The organism is Rhodococcus sp. T2V, from assembly GCF_029269925.1.
Classification (GTDB): domain Bacteria; phylum Actinomycetota; class Actinomycetes; order Mycobacteriales; family Mycobacteriaceae; genus Rhodococcus_F; species Rhodococcus_F koreensis.
On record NZ_JARJBD010000037.1, the window covers coordinates 38,987 to 53,963 of the forward strand.

17 protein-coding genes are annotated in these 14,977 nt (G+C 67.3%); 7 read left to right on the forward strand and 10 right to left on the reverse strand.

What is annotated here, in order from left to right; genetic code table 11:
- Positions 1-85: 85 nt before the first annotated feature.
- Positions 86-859, forward strand: coding sequence for an alpha/beta hydrolase (locus P3H15_RS27855; RefSeq protein ID WP_276140194.1), 774 nt, complete (start codon positions 86-88; stop codon positions 857-859).
- Between the two features lie 39 nt (positions 860-898).
- Here P3H15_RS27855 and P3H15_RS27860 read toward each other — a convergent pair whose 3' ends face one another.
- Complete coding sequence (locus P3H15_RS27860; RefSeq protein ID WP_255314952.1) at positions 899-1,024, reverse strand: hypothetical protein; 126 nt, start codon at positions 1,022-1,024, stop codon at positions 899-901.
- Positions 1,025-1,162: 138 nt separating this feature from the next.
- Here P3H15_RS27860 and P3H15_RS27865 point away from each other — a divergent pair, with 138 nt between their 5' ends.
- Positions 1,163-1,459 (forward strand): SelT/SelW/SelH family protein, encoded by a 297-nt coding sequence (locus tag P3H15_RS27865; protein ID WP_276140195.1) that lies wholly within the window; start codon positions 1,163-1,165, stop codon positions 1,457-1,459.
- Between the two features lie 2 nt (positions 1,460-1,461).
- Here P3H15_RS27865 and P3H15_RS27870 read toward each other — a convergent pair whose 3' ends face one another.
- Positions 1,462-2,853: a wax ester/triacylglycerol synthase family O-acyltransferase gene (locus P3H15_RS27870; RefSeq protein WP_276140196.1), complete on the reverse strand. Its 1,392-nt coding sequence runs from the start codon at positions 2,851-2,853 to the stop codon at positions 1,462-1,464.
- Between the two features lie 337 nt (positions 2,854-3,190).
- Here P3H15_RS27870 and P3H15_RS27875 point away from each other — a divergent pair, with 337 nt between their 5' ends.
- Both P3H15_RS27875 and P3H15_RS27880 read left to right on the forward strand, forming a co-directional pair.
- Positions 3,191-3,862 carry a type 1 glutamine amidotransferase gene (locus tag P3H15_RS27875; protein WP_276140197.1) on the forward strand — a complete coding sequence of 224 codons (672 nt, stop codon included), beginning with the start codon at positions 3,191-3,193 and terminating at the stop codon, positions 3,860-3,862.
- Positions 3,863-3,957: 95 nt separating this feature from the next.
- Positions 3,958-4,362, forward strand: coding sequence for a VOC family protein (locus P3H15_RS27880; protein ID WP_015889204.1), 405 nt, complete (start codon positions 3,958-3,960; stop codon positions 4,360-4,362).
- A gap of 3 nt (positions 4,363-4,365) precedes the next feature.
- Here the strand turns inward: P3H15_RS27880 and P3H15_RS27885 are convergent, their stop codons facing one another.
- The 3 genes from P3H15_RS27885 to P3H15_RS27895 form a co-directional block, all read right to left on the reverse strand.
- Positions 4,366-5,349: a sigma-70 family RNA polymerase sigma factor gene (locus tag P3H15_RS27885; protein ID WP_276140198.1), complete on the reverse strand. Its 984-nt coding sequence runs from the start codon at positions 5,347-5,349 to the stop codon at positions 4,366-4,368.
- A 61-nt stretch (positions 5,350-5,410) separates the two neighbouring features.
- The gene (locus tag P3H15_RS27890) at positions 5,411-5,911 is read right to left on the reverse strand and encodes an SRPBCC family protein (RefSeq protein WP_276140199.1); all 501 of its coding nucleotides are present in this window, start codon (positions 5,909-5,911) and stop codon (positions 5,411-5,413) included.
- Positions 5,908-6,225 carry a helix-turn-helix transcriptional regulator gene (locus P3H15_RS27895; RefSeq protein WP_276140200.1) on the reverse strand — a complete coding sequence of 106 codons (318 nt, stop codon included), beginning with the start codon at positions 6,223-6,225 and terminating at the stop codon, positions 5,908-5,910. The genes P3H15_RS27890 and P3H15_RS27895 overlap by 4 nt, the downstream gene beginning before the upstream one ends.
- A 210-nt stretch (positions 6,226-6,435) precedes the next feature.
- On the opposite strand from P3H15_RS27895, the gene P3H15_RS27900 reads away from it, so the two are divergent.
- Complete coding sequence (locus P3H15_RS27900; RefSeq protein WP_276140201.1) at positions 6,436-7,848, forward strand: alkaline phosphatase PhoX; 1,413 nt, start codon at positions 6,436-6,438, stop codon at positions 7,846-7,848.
- Between the two features lie 32 nt (positions 7,849-7,880).
- Here P3H15_RS27900 and P3H15_RS27905 read toward each other — a convergent pair whose 3' ends face one another.
- The 3 genes from P3H15_RS27905 to P3H15_RS27915 are packed head-to-tail and all read right to left on the reverse strand — an operon-like array spanning position 7,881 to position 10,782.
- Positions 7,881-8,336, reverse strand: a complete 456-nt coding sequence (locus P3H15_RS27905; protein ID WP_276140202.1) for a GtrA family protein — start codon at positions 8,334-8,336, stop codon at positions 7,881-7,883.
- A gap of 5 nt (positions 8,337-8,341) precedes the next feature.
- Positions 8,342-10,285, reverse strand: coding sequence for an MDR family MFS transporter (locus P3H15_RS27910; RefSeq protein WP_276140203.1), 1,944 nt, complete (start codon positions 10,283-10,285; stop codon positions 8,342-8,344).
- Positions 10,282-10,782 carry a MarR family winged helix-turn-helix transcriptional regulator gene (locus P3H15_RS27915; protein ID WP_276140204.1) on the reverse strand — a complete coding sequence of 167 codons (501 nt, stop codon included), beginning with the start codon at positions 10,780-10,782 and terminating at the stop codon, positions 10,282-10,284. The genes P3H15_RS27910 and P3H15_RS27915 overlap by 4 nt, the downstream gene beginning before the upstream one ends.
- 117 nt (positions 10,783-10,899) lie before the next feature.
- On the opposite strand from P3H15_RS27915, the gene P3H15_RS27920 reads away from it, so the two are divergent.
- Both P3H15_RS27920 and P3H15_RS27925 read left to right on the forward strand, forming a co-directional pair.
- Positions 10,900-11,307 carry a metalloregulator ArsR/SmtB family transcription factor gene (locus tag P3H15_RS27920; RefSeq protein ID WP_276140205.1) on the forward strand — a complete coding sequence of 136 codons (408 nt, stop codon included), beginning with the start codon at positions 10,900-10,902 and terminating at the stop codon, positions 11,305-11,307.
- Positions 11,304-12,329, forward strand: coding sequence for a cation diffusion facilitator family transporter (locus P3H15_RS27925; protein WP_276140206.1), 1,026 nt, complete (start codon positions 11,304-11,306; stop codon positions 12,327-12,329). The genes P3H15_RS27920 and P3H15_RS27925 overlap by 4 nt, the downstream gene beginning before the upstream one ends.
- Before the next feature lie 7 nt (positions 12,330-12,336).
- Here the strand turns inward: P3H15_RS27925 and P3H15_RS27930 are convergent, their stop codons facing one another.
- Both P3H15_RS27930 and P3H15_RS27935 read right to left on the reverse strand, forming a co-directional pair.
- Entirely contained in the window at positions 12,337-13,170 is an 834-nt protein-coding gene (locus tag P3H15_RS27930; protein WP_276140228.1) for a sulfurtransferase, read from the reverse strand.
- Positions 13,171-13,542: 372 nt separating this feature from the next.
- Positions 13,543-14,685 carry an RNA-guided endonuclease TnpB family protein gene (locus P3H15_RS27935; protein WP_276140207.1) on the reverse strand — a complete coding sequence of 381 codons (1,143 nt, stop codon included), beginning with the start codon at positions 14,683-14,685 and terminating at the stop codon, positions 13,543-13,545.
- Positions 14,686-14,977 lie beyond the last annotated feature (292 nt).

The following is a 14,977-nucleotide window of genomic DNA, read 5'->3' on the forward strand; positions in this document are numbered from 1 at the left end:
TCGGTCGGCCCGACTCGGCGAAACGGGTGCCGCATCCGAGATCGCCGCCCGGCATGTCGCGTCGTCGCTTGTTAGCGTTGGCGGTGTGACAATTCGTGCCGGTGCCGTCGAACCGGTGACGCGGCGCACGGCACACCGCACCAGGTACGACGAGTACGCGGTGACGGTCCCGCGGTCCGGTGATCGTGCGGTGGTCGCGGTGCCGCGCGGGGCGACACCGTCGGCAGTCGCGTACTACCTGCACGGGCGGACGGGGGACGAGAGGTCGATCGACGACCGCGCCGGACTGCGGGACGGCCTGTTGGACGCCGGATACGTGGTCGCGAGCCCGTACCTGCACGGCGACCTATGGGGTAACCGGTCGGCGCAGGACGCCGTGGTGGCGCTGGACGAGTGGGTGTCCCGGCGGTGGCCGGTGCTGCGGCGGTTCCTGATCGGCGAATCGATGGGCGGCAACGCCGCCGCCAACGCCGTGCGCCTGCGCGAGGTGCCGTGGGACGGTGCGGTGTTCATCGCCCCGTCGCTGTCGCTGCGCGCGGTGTGGGAGCGGGGCGAGCACGGACGCGACACCGTACGGGAGGCGTTCGACCTGTCCGCGGACGGGCACGACCTCGAACCGAAGACCGAGGGGTGGGACGCCGTCCGGCACCGGCCGGGAGATTATGTGGGAGTGCCCATTCGGGTGTACGCGTCGCGGGAGGACGAGGTCGCGAACATCACCGGTGTCACGGGGCCGTGGGTCGAGATGATCCGCCGCGGCTCGGACTCGGCCGAGTTCGTCGAGGTGAGCGGCCCACACGTGTCGGAAGACCACTTCCGGGCCGCGGAGATCGTGGCGTTCTTCGGGACGATCCGGTGAACGCGGGGAGGCCTTCGCTGCGAAGGCCTCCCCGCCCGTTCACGCCTCGGTGCGGTGCGTGGTGTCGAGACGGAAGATGTTGGTGAAGAAGTCCTTGACTGCCTGGATCTTCTCGTTGGTCAGGTCGATGGCGTGGCGACGCGATTCTTCGAGCGCGGTGGGCATGGAGGCTTCCTTTCGTCGGGGGGGCACAGCATGGCGATCGACAGTCTGCCCCAACATGCTGACGCCCGCATGACGAACAGGTGTCGCGCATGCAACTCGAACAGCAAGCGGGGGAGCGTGTTCGGTTAACCTGGCACGATGACGACGAGCAGCGCAGACGGCCGGGTCGCGATCACCTACTGCACCCAGTGCCAATGGTTGTTGCGTGCAGCATGGATGGCGCAGGAACTACTCGGCACGTTCGGGCAGGAACTCGGCGAGGTCGCACTCGTCCCCGGCACCGGCGGGATCTTCCGCATCACCGTCGACGACGACCTGATCTGGGACCGCAAGGAGCAGGGCGGCTTCCCCGACATCACCGTCCTCAAGCAGTTGGTCCGCGACCGGGTGGCACCCGAGCGCGACCTCGGGCACAGCGACCGGAAGGCCCCCTGACGTCAGATCCCGACCGCACGCTCCAGCACGCGCAGTTCGTGTCCGAGCCGGGCCGGGATCGACTTCAGGTCGGGCACGGCGCTGCGGCAGCCGGTGACACCGAACGAGATGATGTCGTCGTTGCTGGTGCACGTGATGTTCAGGCCCTGGCCGTCGACCGGCACCGACAGCGGGTAGATCGCGTCGAGCCGCGCACCGTTCCAGTACAGCGGTGAGCTGGGGCCGGGAACGTTGGAGATGATGAGGTTGAACGGCGGGCGCACCCGCGAGTTGTGCCCGAACAGCATGCTCGCGCCGATCGGTGCCGCCCCGAGCGCGCTCATCGCGAGGATCTGCGTGGCGGTCATCGAGCCGTAGGCTTCCTTGCCCTCGCGCATGGAGGTCCGGATGGTCTCGAGCCGATCCGCCGGCTCGCGCAGGTGGGTGCCGAGGTTGCACATGAGCACCCCGATGTTGTTGCCGGTCGCCGCCTCGCGCTGACTCTTCAGCGACACCGGCACCATCGCGATCAGCGGGTCGGCGGGCAGGGCGTTCTGATCTTCGAGGTAACTACGGAGCGCCCCCGAGGACATCGCGAGCACGACGTCGTTGATGGTGCTGTCGGACAGCTTGGCGACCAGGCGGAGGCGTTCGAGCGGCCACGACTGCGCCGCGAACTGACGGGCGCCGGTGATCGGCACGTTGAACGGGGTCTTCGGTGCGGACAGCGCGAGCGGTCCGCCCTGGTCGCGGAAGGCGCGGGAGACGGTGCCGGCCAGCGCGGGCACGAGACCGGCGACCTCACCGACCGTCTCGCGGGCGGTGCGGATGGTGGAACCGGCGAGACCCGACAGGCTGAACCCCTTCGACGGCGTCCGCTGCGGGCGCGGGCCGCGCGGCTGCCACGGAGCGGGCACGTCCCGATCGTCGGAGTTCTCGCTGAGCGCGTTGCGCAGCATCTTCATGGCGGTGACGCCGTCGGCGACCGCGTGGTGGATCTTGGTGTAGACGGCGAACCGTCCGTCGCTCAGTCCCTCGATCAGGTGCATCTCCCACAGCGGGCGGCTGCGGTCGAGCAGCGATCCGTGCAGCCGTGAGCACAGGGCCATCAGCTCGGCCTCGCCGCCGGGGGCGGGCAGCGCGTCGTGCCGGATGTGGTGGCCGAGGTCGATGTCGTCGACGGTCTCCCAGCTCCACTGGCCGAGCGAGGAGAAGGACCGGCGGGCCCGCTTGGCGAGCCGGGGTGTGACGATGCCGTCGCCCTCGGCGAGCGCGCGGTCGAGCATCGCGCGCATGTCGTAGGTGTCGGCGCCTTCCGGGAGCTGGAAGATCTCCACGCCGCCGACATGCATCGGGTGCTCTCGGGACTCGCCGAGAAGGAACATCGAGTCGAGGGGGGACATGGGGAGCGGCATCTATTGCCCTTTCCATCCCGTAGACGACTTCCCGGATCGCAGGAGGGCTCGTCTGTGGTCTGAGGTAAACGGGAGATGGTGACGTTCCGTTTGTCAGGGACCACCACCGGATAACTAATTGATATGGGACGGGTCACGAAAGCGTGACGCTCGTATTTCTACAGGTTTCGGGTGAGCCATGCCACTAGACAAGCGTCCAGTTCGGCGGGTGTCATTCGCGTGATCGACACCGAACATGAACTCCGTGTGAACAACCCAAATTTGTGCACTCAGTGCGGAATTCGTCGGCGGCAAAGCTGCCTAGGGCCGAAAGTCCCTACTCGGTAAGAATTGTGGCATGACCAAGCCATGGGCAATTGTTGAACATGTGTCGTTCGAAGGGCCGGCGCTCGTCGGAACTCTGCTGGCAGAGCGGGGAATTCGATTTATCGAGTACCCCACGTACCGAGCGTCGGAACTTCCGGCCGTTCGCGACATCGGCGGCCTCGTGGTGATGGGCGGTCCGATGGGCGCACTCGACGACGTTACCCACCCGCAACTTCCGCGAGAGCGAAACTTCATCAAAGAAATTGTGGAGGCCGGTCTCCCGATGATCGGGATCTGCCTCGGCGCGCAACTTCTCGCGGCCTCGTTCGGCAGTCCGATCCGCCGCGGGCCGAGCCCGGAGAACGGTGCCGGGACGGTGACGGTGTCCGACGACGGAACGCGCGATCCCGTGTTCGGTGCCGTCGGCGCCGAGGTGCCCGTCGTCCACTGGCACGGCGACACCTTCGACCTCCCGGACGGCGCGGTCCGGTTGGCGAGCAGTCGCCTCTACGAGAATCAGGCGTTCGCCATCGGACGCCGCGCCTACGGTCTGCAGTTCCACGTCGAACTCACCCGCGAGCAACTGCCCGTGATGCAGGCCCACATGCCACCCGGTACCGCGCCGTCGGGGGAACACATGGACGCCGTGGAGGCGGCCGGACGGATCATGATCGGTTCGTTCCTCGACCTCGCCGAGAGCTGACAGAATCGGGCGCGCGGGCGCCGATGAGTTTTGCGCACCGCCGTGGTCTGTATCGATGACTTCCGCACTGGGCGGAACCCGAGAAGGAGAATCACATGTCCCGGATGCTCTTCGTGAACCTGCCGATCAAGAACCTCGACGCGACCAAGCAGTTCTTCGGCGGACTCGGCTTCGAGTTCAACGCCACGTTCAGCGACGATTCCTGCACCGCCATGGTGATCAACGAGTCCACGTCCGTGATGCTCCTCGTCGAGTCCCGGTTCAAGGACTTCATCGAAGGCGGCATCTGCGACACCTCGAAGGCCGTCGAGGCGCTGCTGTGTATCTCGGCCGACAGCCGCGAGGAGGTCGACAGCCTGGTCGACAAGGCCCTCGCCTCCGGTGGTTCGGCGTGGGGCAAGCTCCAGGACGAGGGCTTCATGTACGGCCGCGCGTTCCGTGACCTGGACGGCCACGTCTGGGAGGTCATGTGGATGGATCCGGCCGCCGTGCCGGCGTAGGAGTCAGGCGGGCGGGGTCTCCGGCAGTCCGAACTTCTCGAACAGATCGACGTCGAAGAAGCAGACGACGTGGGAGACCCCGTCGGCCGTCACGTCCAGGACGTGCAGCTGAAACGGACGATGGACCCCGTCCTCCCCGCGCATGTACAGGCCGAGCGCCGGCTGTCCGTTCGACACCGTCGGCACCAGTCGCATGTCGCCTCGACCCCTGGCCGGGCATTTCTCGCTGACCAGGGTGCCGATCGCGGTCCCGCCGCGGTACCAGCCCTCGAACGGCGGCATCTCCCAGACGGCGTCCTTGGTGAACAGTTCGACGATCCCGTCGATGTCGTAGTTCTCGAACGCGGCCACGTAGCGGTCGAGCAGTTCGCGTTCCTCGGGGGACTCCGGTTCGACGAGCGTGTCCGCCGACGGCGTGGCCAGTTCGAGTTGCGTCCGGGCACGTTGCAGCAGGCTGTTGACCGCCGTCGTGGTGGTGCCGAGGGCCGTCGCGACTTCCGACGCCTTCCACTGCAACACGTCGCGCAGGACGAGAACAGCGCGCTGACGTGCAGGAAGATGCTGAAGGGCCGCGATGAACGCCAGCCGCACCGACTCGCGCGACGTCACGACGGTGGCGGGATCGCCGGCGTCGTCGTCGATGAGGCGGTTGGGGAGCGGCCCGAGCCACGGCACCTCGTGTCGTTCGACGAGTTCGGCGGTCGGGTCGGAGTCGGGAGCACCCAGCCCGCTCGGCAGCGGACGCTTCGACCTGTTCTGCAACGCCGTCAGGCAGGTGTTGGTGGCGATCTTGTACAGCCACGTCCGCAGCGACGCCTGCTGCTGGTAGCCCTCGTATCCACGCCACGCCCGGATGAACGTCTCCTGCATCTGGTCTTCGGCGTCGTGAAGTGAGCCCATCATGCGATAACAATGGGCGAGCAACTCGCGCCGGTAAGGGTCGGCGAGTGCGAGGAATTTCCCGTCGAGCGACTGCGCAGCCGTCATGGTTGGAGCTTACTGCGGCCATCCGACAGATGTCGGGCCCTCGCGCTCACCGACCCGGTGTTCAGCCCCAGTTCACCATCGGCTGACCCGTCTCGAGCAGCGTCTTCATTCCGCTCAGCACCTCGTTCCAGCCGCCGCCCGCGCCCTCGGGTTCGCGCCTGCCCGCGACCATCTCCGCCAACCCCGGCGCGTTGGTGAGGTCGTGTGTGACAGTCAGTTTCGCGACTCCGGGCCTGCTCGACTGCACGATCTCGTAGGTCAGCGTGGTGAAACCCTCCACGTTGTCGGCGTCCATCAGCATCCGCCACGTCTGGACCAGTTTCTTCGGCGGATCGGATTCGATCACCTCGCCGTCGACGATCACGTCCGGAACGCCGGGGTATTCCTTCATCGCGTCGTCCGCGCGCGTGCGGAACGACCCGCCCGCGCGGAGGTCGTAGTCGACGAGGCCGCCGTACCCGTACTGCTGCGACCACTCGGGTTTCGTGATGGCCTCCCAGATGGCCTCCGGGGTCGCCTTGATGTAGACGGCGTAGATCTGGATCGTGTCGGCGGTAGTCATTTCTCTTCCTCCAGTTCGGATTTCAGCTGAGCGAGCGCCGAGGTGTGACGCTCGGTGTACTTGTCGATCCACCGGTTGTGGATCAGCTGTATCGGCACAGGATTGAGGTAATGCAGTTTCTCCCGGCCGGCGCGGCGCGTGACGACGAGTCCCGCGTCTTCGAGCACACGCAGATGCTTCATGACGCCGAATCGCGTCATCTCGACGTGCGACTCGAGTTCGGTGAGCGTCTGACCATCCTGGGCGAACAATCGGTCGAGTATCAGGCGGCGGGTCGGATCGGCCAGCGCCTTGAAGACGTGATCGTCGTCCATGCACCCGAGAATAGGTGACCATTTGGTCACGTGTCAACGGTTGTGCGGCTTCGCCGCCCGTGAGTACTTGTTAACCGCGGGCGGTTAACAAGTACTCACGGGCGAAGTTCGCACTTGGTTCACGCGCCCGCCACGGTGCGTCCACGAAGCCGGGCACCGCGGTACCTACCGTCCTGAGGATCCGGTACGTCACCATGGAGGTTTCACACTGTGTCCACTGCACCACTCAACCGCCGCGGATTCCTCGGTCGCACCGCGCTCACCGGCCTCGGTGTGGCGCTCGCCGGAAGCGTCGACGCCCTCGTTCGCCCGGCGTTCGCGTCCGCGGCACCGGGACAGGCGATCGGTTATGGACCGCTCGTGCCGGACCCGAACCGCATTCTGTCGCTCCCGGTGGGCTTTTCGTACACCGTCGTCGCCCGGTCGGGTGAGACGCAGTTGGACGGTGGTGTACCGGTGCCGAGCGACCCCGACGCGATCGGGGTGTTCGAGCGACCCGGCGGTTCCACGCTCGTCACCAACCACGAGATCGGCAGCGACGAACCCTTCGGCGTGCCGGCCCTCGACGGATTGACGTACGACACTGGGGCGCGCGGCGGTACCACCACGACTGCAGTCCGTGCCGACGGCGCACGGCAGGGCCAGTACGTCAGCGTCGCGGGCACCGTGAACAACTGTGCGGGCGGCATCACCCCGTGGGGGACCTGGTTGACCTGCGAGGAGACGGAGGCTCGCGCGGGGGAGGGCGGGTTCCTGCTCGACCATGGCTACGTCTTCGAGGTGGACCCCGCGAGCCAGGAGGCAAACAAGGGCAAAAGTCCTGTGCCGCTGAAGTTCCTGGGCCGATACGCGCACGAGGCCGTGGCGGTGGATCCGGCGTCGAGCACCATCTACCTCACGGAGGACGCGTCCGGGCCGAACGGCCTGTACTACCGGTGGACGCCGCCGCAGGGCTTCCGGGGCGGGCCGAACGCGCTGCGCGAACTCGCCCAGTCTCCGGGCGGCGACACCGCAGGCGCACTCCAGGCGATGGCCTGCTTCCAGCGCGGAACGCACGTCCCGGACCTGTCGCAGGCCACCGAGCCGGGCACCGTGTACTCCGTGCAGTGGGTCGGTGTGCCGGACCGCGACGCGACGAGCACGTCGGTGCGCAAGCAGTTCGGGAACGACGCCGTCACCCGGAGCCGCAAGCTGGAGGGGCAGTGGTGGGGCGACGGCGGCGCCTACTTCGTCGCGAGCTACGCACGGACCAGCGACGGCAGCGTCGCCGAGCACGACGGCCAGGTGTGGTTCTTCGACCCGGCGAAACAGACGGTCACGCTGAAGACGCTGTTCGGTGTCAATCCCGATCCGGCTGTCGACACCGGGAACTACGACGGGCCCGACAACATCACGGTCTCGCCGTACGGCGGTGTGATTCTCGCGGAGGACGGCGAAGGAATCAGCCACCTCGTGGGTGTCACGGCGGAGAGGGAGCCGTTCGCGATGGCTCGGAACGAGTTGAACGACAGCGAATTCTGCGGTCCGGCATTCAGCGCCGACGGGAGGGTCCTGTTCGCGAACATTCAGTCACCGGGGCTGACACTGGCGATCACCGGTCCGTGGCACCGTCCCCTGCCGTGAGTACTTATTAACCACGGGCGGTTAAGAAGTACTCACAGGCCGGAGGCAAAAACCCAGCCACGGAGGGCGAGGAACCGCAGGCCGCCGACGACGGCGCTGACGGCGACGACGAGCGCGACCTGCACGAGGCCGTCGGCGCCGGGGAAGAGCGTGTGCAGGACGGCGAGCGCGAGGGAGCTGACGGCCAGCCCGATCAGGGCGAGGGTCCCGCCCTCCCACTGCGCGACGAACCAGCGGACGCGATCCGCGGCGCGGAAGGTGAGCCGGCGGTGGAGTTCGTTGGCCAACATCGAACTCGTCACCACGCCGACCAGGTTGGCGACGAACGACCCGTACACGTCGAGGGTGAAGAACGCGAGAGCGTAGAGCACATTGCTCGCCGTGCCCACCAGGGTGAACCGGGTCAACTGAGCGAACACGCCGCCGGCCCGCCCACGTAGAGGGGGATACGTGGGCGAGCCGACGGCGTCGTGGAACTGAACGATCATCTCATTCAGCGGATGAGGGCACCGTTGCCGGTGTCCGTCACGTGGCCGCCACCGAGGACGCCGGCCACTTGCTCTTCACTCAGTCCCAGCTCGCGCAGGCGATCCCAGACCTCGTCGAATTCGACGAGCTTGGCATTGAGATCGTTACGCAGCCGGTTGACCTCGTCGCGGATCTTCTCCGCTTCGTCGATCGCTTCCAGCGTCCGCTCCGGCTGGGGCAGGAGCATGGACAGGAGACGGTCCCGGGCGTCGGCGCTCAGCCCGGCGAAGGGCTGATGCTGATCGGCGGGAGCCTCGTGCCTGCCGCCGCGGACGTCGGACGACTGGATCGGCGCCGTGTCGGATTCGAGTGCGTACTCCGGGACGGGGGCGTACTCGGGTTCCTGGACGGGCTCCTGCTCGCTCGACAGGTCGATGGTGCGACGCAGCGGGCGGTTGGGGATCAGGATGACGGCGATCAGGGTGACGACGGCGACGACGGCGGCGATCAGGAAGATCCGCCCGGTGGCGTCACCGTATGCGGCGCGGATGACTTCCCGGACGGGGGCGGGCATGGACGTCAGGTCCAGGCTTCCGCCGCCGCTGCTCGATCCGGTCGGGATGCGGAGTTTTGCGAAACCCTCGGCCGACAGGTCGGCGACGCGGGTGGCCAGCACCGAACCGAGAACCGAGACGCCGATCGCGCCACCGAAGGTCCGGAAGAAGGCGACCGAGCTGGACGCCGCACCGATGTTCTGGACGCTGACGGTGTTCTGCACCGCGAGGACCAGGTTCTGCATCAGCATGCCCATGCCGAGACCGACGATCGCGATGTACGTGCCGACGAGGGTCAGGTTGGTTTCGTGATCGATGGTGCCGAGCAGTCCGAAGCCGATGATCATGAGGACGGCGCCGCCGACGACGAACGGCTTCCACTTGCCGAAGCGGGTGATGAGCTGTCCGGATCCGACCGTGCCGAGGAGCATGCCGGCGACCATCGGGATGGTGAGCACTCCGGCCATGGTGGGGGTGTAGCCACGCGAGGTCTGGAAGTACTGGCCGAGGAACGTGGTGGAGCCGAACATTCCGACACCGACGGCGACGGACGCGATGATCGCGAGTCCGGTGGTCTTCTCCGTGACGATCTTGAGCGGGATGATCGGCGACTTGGCCCTGGCCTCGACGAGGATCGTCGCGGCCAGCAGGAGCACACCGGATCCGACGTACAGGGCGGTCTCACGGGAGAACCACTCGTAGTAGCCCGCCTTGCCGGCGAACGAGACCCAGATCAGCAGGATCGACACACCGGCGGTCAGCAGGAGGGCGCCGAGCCAGTCGATGGAGACGTCGTCCTTCTTCTCGGTCGCGAGGTGCAGTGTGCGCTGCAGCAGGAACAGTGCGATGACGGCGAGCGGGACGCACACGAAGAAGCACCAGCGCCAGCCGAGGGGGCTGTCGACGATGACACCGCCGAGGATCGGGCCGCCCGACATCGACACGGCCATGACGGCGCCCATGTAGCCGGAGTAACGGCCGCGTTCCCGGGGCGAGACGATGGTGCCGATGATGGCGACGACGAGCGCCGTCAGGCCACCCATGCCGATGCCCTGGATGACACGCGCGGTCAGCAGGATCGGCACGTTGTGCGCGAATCCTGCGATCACCGAACCGATGACGAAGATGACGATCGCGCTCTGGACCAGGACCTTCTTGTTGAACAGGTCGGCGAGCTTGCCCCAGATGGGGGTCGAGGCGGCATTGGCGAGCAGTGCACTGGTGATCACCCAGGCGTACGCGGTCTGGGTGCCCTTCAGGTCGCCGATGATCGTCGGGAGTGCGGTGGCGACGATCGTGCTGCTCAGCAGGGCGGTGAACAGCGCTGCGAGCAGACCCGTGAGGGCTTCGAGGATTTGGCGGTGCGTCATGGCCGTCGTTTCTTCAACCGGCGGCCGAGTCTGTGTTTCGGTCATACGCTTTGTGTTCCAATCGGGTTCGAACTCGTGACGATTCGGTGTTCTGGATCGACGAGTGTTTCCTTCAGGTGCCGGATGGAGTCGAGGGCAGTTGCTGCCTCGGTCTCGTTCCACCCCGTCAGCAACTTCTGCATTCGTGCGGCACGTCGGGTTCTCACGTGCTTGACGTACGCCATTCCCTCCTCCGAGACGCGTATTCGGAATGCGCGTCCGTCGGCGGGGTCCGGGTGGCGGCTGACGTAGCCGAACTCCACCAGATCGGTGATCTGGCGACTGAGTGACGACTGGCCGACGCACAACTCGGTGGCCAATTCGTTCTGCCGGCATTCCCCCCGGGCCGCGAGGACGAGAAGGACCCCCGTCAGCGCGCGTGGAATGTGGCCGTCGGCTTCGGACATCAGGGCGTCGCGAAGCACTCGGCCGAAGAGGAAGACCTCGTCGATGAGCGCTTCGGTGGTGCCCAGAGATACGGAAGGCACTGACGTGATGGACATGGCAACCCCTGAAGGACGACTTACTTGATGCAAGCAACTATATACATCGTTAGTGCAAGCAAGTAAGCCATTTCGGTGTCTGGTGCATCACAAGGCGAAGTGACTTATTATCTGCGTATGAATGCAGATAAGCGCATTTGCCGGCGCAGGCTCGACGAAGACCAGGTAGGGCTGGTGGTCGAGGTCTTCCGCATGCTGGCCGATTCCACCCGGGTACAGGTGCTGTGGCAGCTGGTGGGCGGCGAACTGTCGGTGAACGAGCTGGCCGAACGGGTCGGGAAGCCGGCGCCGTCCGTCTCGCAGCACCTCGCGAAGCTCCGGATGGCCCGCCTCGTGCACACGCGGCGGGAGGGCACGTCCATCTACTACAGCGTCGCCAACGAGCACGTGCAGCAGCTGGTGACCGACGCCGTGTTCAACGCCGAGCACGCAGGCCCCGGCATCCCCGGGCACCATCGCGCGTCGGGGGACCTGCAGGTTCTCCACGAGGGTACGGATCTGGCGGCAGAGGAAGGTGCCTCGTGAACGGCCACGGCCACGGCCACGGTCACGGCCACAGCCACGGACACGGGCACGGGCATTCGGGCGGCGTCCGCGGGGCGATCCGCGAGATCTTCGCCCCGCACAGCCACGACTCCGCGGACAGCGTCGACGACGCGCTCGAGGCCAGCGAGATCGGCATCCGGGCGGTGAAGATCAGCCTGGTGGTGCTGGGTGTCACCGCCCTGGCCCAGGTGGTCGTGGTGGTGCTGTCCGGTTCGGTCGCGCTCGCCGCCGACACGGTCCACAACTTCTCGGATGCGCTGACGGCGGTCCCGCTGTGGATCGCGTTCGCCCTCGGACGGCGGGCCGCCACGCGGCGGTTCACGTACGGCTACGGCCGGGCCGAAGACCTCGCCGGGTTGTTCGTCGTGGTGATGATCGCGTTGTCCGCGGTCGTCGCGGGCGTGGAGGCCACCCGGCGCCTGCTCGATCCCGTGCCCATCCAGCATCTCGGGTGGGTGGCGGTCGCGGGAATCATCGGTTTCGCCGGCAACGAGTGGGTGGCGCTGTACCGCATCCGGATCGGCCGCCGGATCGGCTCCGCGGCCCTCATGGCCGACGGACTGCACGCGCGCACCGACGGATTCACCTCTCTCGCCGTGGTATTGGGCGCCGGTGGTGTCGCGGCCGGTATTCCCCTCGCCGATCCCGTGGTGGGTCTGGTGATCACGGCCGCGATCCTGCTGGTGCTGCGGACCGCCGCCCGCGACGTGTTCCGGCGGCTGATGGACGGCGTCGACCCCGGACTCGTCGACGCCGCCGAACAGGCCCTCGCCGCCGAACCGGGAGTGGTCGGGGTGCGGAGCGTGAAGATGCGCTGGATCGGGCACCGCCTGCACGCGGACGCCGAACTCGACGTCGACCCCTCGACCAGCCTCAGCGACGCACACCGCGTCGCGCACACCGCGGAACACACGCTGACCCACGCGGTGCCGAAGCTGAGCACCGCCCTCATCCACGCCTACCCGGCGCACGACGTGGAGGCGGCGGGCCGGGCGGGGTGATCCGCCGCTACCGCGGGTCGGGGCCGGTGGCGACCGGACGTCCGGGATCGGACGACCACTGCGACCAGGACCCCGGGTACAGGGCGGCGTCGATGCCCGCGAGCGCGAGGGCCGCGACCTGATGGGCCGCCGTCACACCCGATCCGCAGTAGACGCCGACCGGACGTCCGGGCTCGGCACCCACCGCGGCGAACCGTGCGCGCAGCGCCTCGGCGGGCGCGAACCGGCCGTCGGGTCCGAGGTTCTCGGACGTCGGGGCGCTGTGGGCACCGGGAATGTGCCCGGCGCGGGGGTCGACGGGTTCGGTCGCTCCCGAATACCGCTCGGCGGCGCGGGCATCGAGAAGGTGACCGCGGGCGGCGAATTCGGCCGCCTCGTCCGCGGTCAGCGTCGCCAGGTGGCCCGCGGTGAGCACGACGTCGCCGGGGACTCGCGCCTGTTCGTCGCCGGATCGGACGGGCCGGCCCGCCGACGTCCACGCGCCGAGGCCGCCGTCGAGCATGCTCACGTCGGCGACGCCCGCCCAGCGCAGCAGCCACCATGCCCGCGCGGCGGCGAGGTTCCCCGTCGCGTCGTAGACCACGACCGTGCTGTCCGCCCGGACACCCCACCGGCGCGCGGCGTCCTGGAGGTCCGTCACCGCCGGTAGCGGATGCCTGCCGAGTTCCGGGCGTCCCAGTGCGGCGAGTTCGGTGTCGAGGTCGACGAACACGGCCCCGGGAATGTGCGCGTCGAGATAGTGCTGCCTGCCCTCGGTGTCGCCGAGGGCCCACCGCACGTCCAGCAGGACCGGGGGAGCGTCGCTGCGCACCAGCACCGCCAACTCGTCGATCGTCACCACAGGGCTCATCGCACGTGTCCTTCCCGCGCCGGATTCGGAACCCGACCACTCTCGCACACGGGGGATTCGGTGTGCCGCGGAGACGAGAACCTGGCACCCTGACACGCATGACGGGACGTCGCACGACGGCGCTGCTGCTTGTGGCCGCGCTGTTCGGGCTGGCCGGGTGCGGAACGGCCGAACCGGCGCAGGCGCCGCCGCCGGTGCCGCGGGTGCAGGCGTCCGCGTCCGGGCTGACCCTCGACGGCCGGCCGTGGTGGCCCCCCGCCGGGCTGAACGCCTTTGACGTCCTCTCGGCCGTGAACGACCGAGATTCCCCTCGGGACTCGCGTCCCGAGGTTCCTGTTTCACCGACAGTCGCCTCCCCACACGTCATGTGCGAGGTGGTCTCACACCGTCTCCGCAGGCTGTCACCGTCAGTCCGACGGCCAAAATGTTCTTCGCCGCGTTCACATCCCGGTCGTGGACGGCGCCGCATCGGCACGTCCACTCCCGCACGTTCAGTGGCATCGTCGACGCGACCTCCCCGCACGCCGAGCAGGTCTTCGACGACGGATAGAACCAGTCGATCGCCACCACCCGGCGCCCGTACCAGTCGGCCTTGTACTCGAGCATAGTTCGGAACTCGGACCAACTCGCATCCGAGATCGCCCGAGACAACGACCGATTCTTGACCATGTTCCGCACGCTCAGATCCTCGATGGCGATCACTTGATTTTCGCGCACCAGTCGAGTGGAGAGTGTGTGCAGATAATCGCGCCGCCGATCGGCAATCCGACCATAGATCTTCGCGACCTTCAGTCGGGCCTTGGCCCGGTTACGCGACCCCTTCCGCCTCTTGGCGAGCACCCGTTGCGCCTTCGCCAGCCGCTCACGATCCGTGCGCTCATGACGCGGGTTGGTGATCTTCTCCCCCGTCGAGAGCGTGTACAGGCTGGTGATCCCGGCGTCGAGCCCGACCACCCGATCGGTCGACTCGAGTTCGGGAATGGTGTCCTCGACGAGGATCGAAATGTGGTACTGACCGCGAGCATTGCGCGAGACCGTCACCTGCGACGGCACAGCCCCGTCCGGTAGCGGCCTCGACCACCGAATATCCAGGGGTTCGGACTGCTTGGCCAACCGGACCTGCCCGCTACGGTAGGTGAAGCAGTTCGCGAAGTAGGTCGCCGAATCCTTCGACTGCCCCTTCTTCTTGAATTGCGGGTAGCGGGCTTGCCCGCGCCAGAACCTCTCGAACGCACCCTGCAACTGCCGCAGCGACTCCTGCAACGGCCCCTTCGACGGCTCCGCCAACCACTCCGTCTCAGCATCCCGCTTCCATCCGGTGAGCATCTTCGAGGTATCCGCATAGGTCACCCGCCGCTGCTCCTGCGACCACGCCCGGGACCGCTCGGCCAACGCCCGGTTGTAGACATACCGGGTGCACCCGAACGTCCGAGCAAGCTGTTCCGCCTGCACCGCAGTCGGATAGAAACGGTACTTGAACGCCCGCTTCACCGCCCTCCCCGCCATGACCGAAGACACTAGCCCCACGGTCCGACAAATCCAGATCGGCTATCCCGGACCTGAAGGACCGGGTTTGCGCCGAAAGACTCACGGATCAACTGGCCACCGACTCGTCCGTCACCCGTGGTGCGGCGCGGAGGTGGACGTGGACGGGTTTGCGGGTTTTTCGGGACCCTGCCGGAGGGGTCGCTCACCCGGTTCAACGCGTTCCAGTGCACAAAATTGAACCGAGACTCCACTCGTCTCGTCCGAGGGCCGCTTCGGCCCCGCAGCATGGGAGAGTGGCGCGTCGGTACGA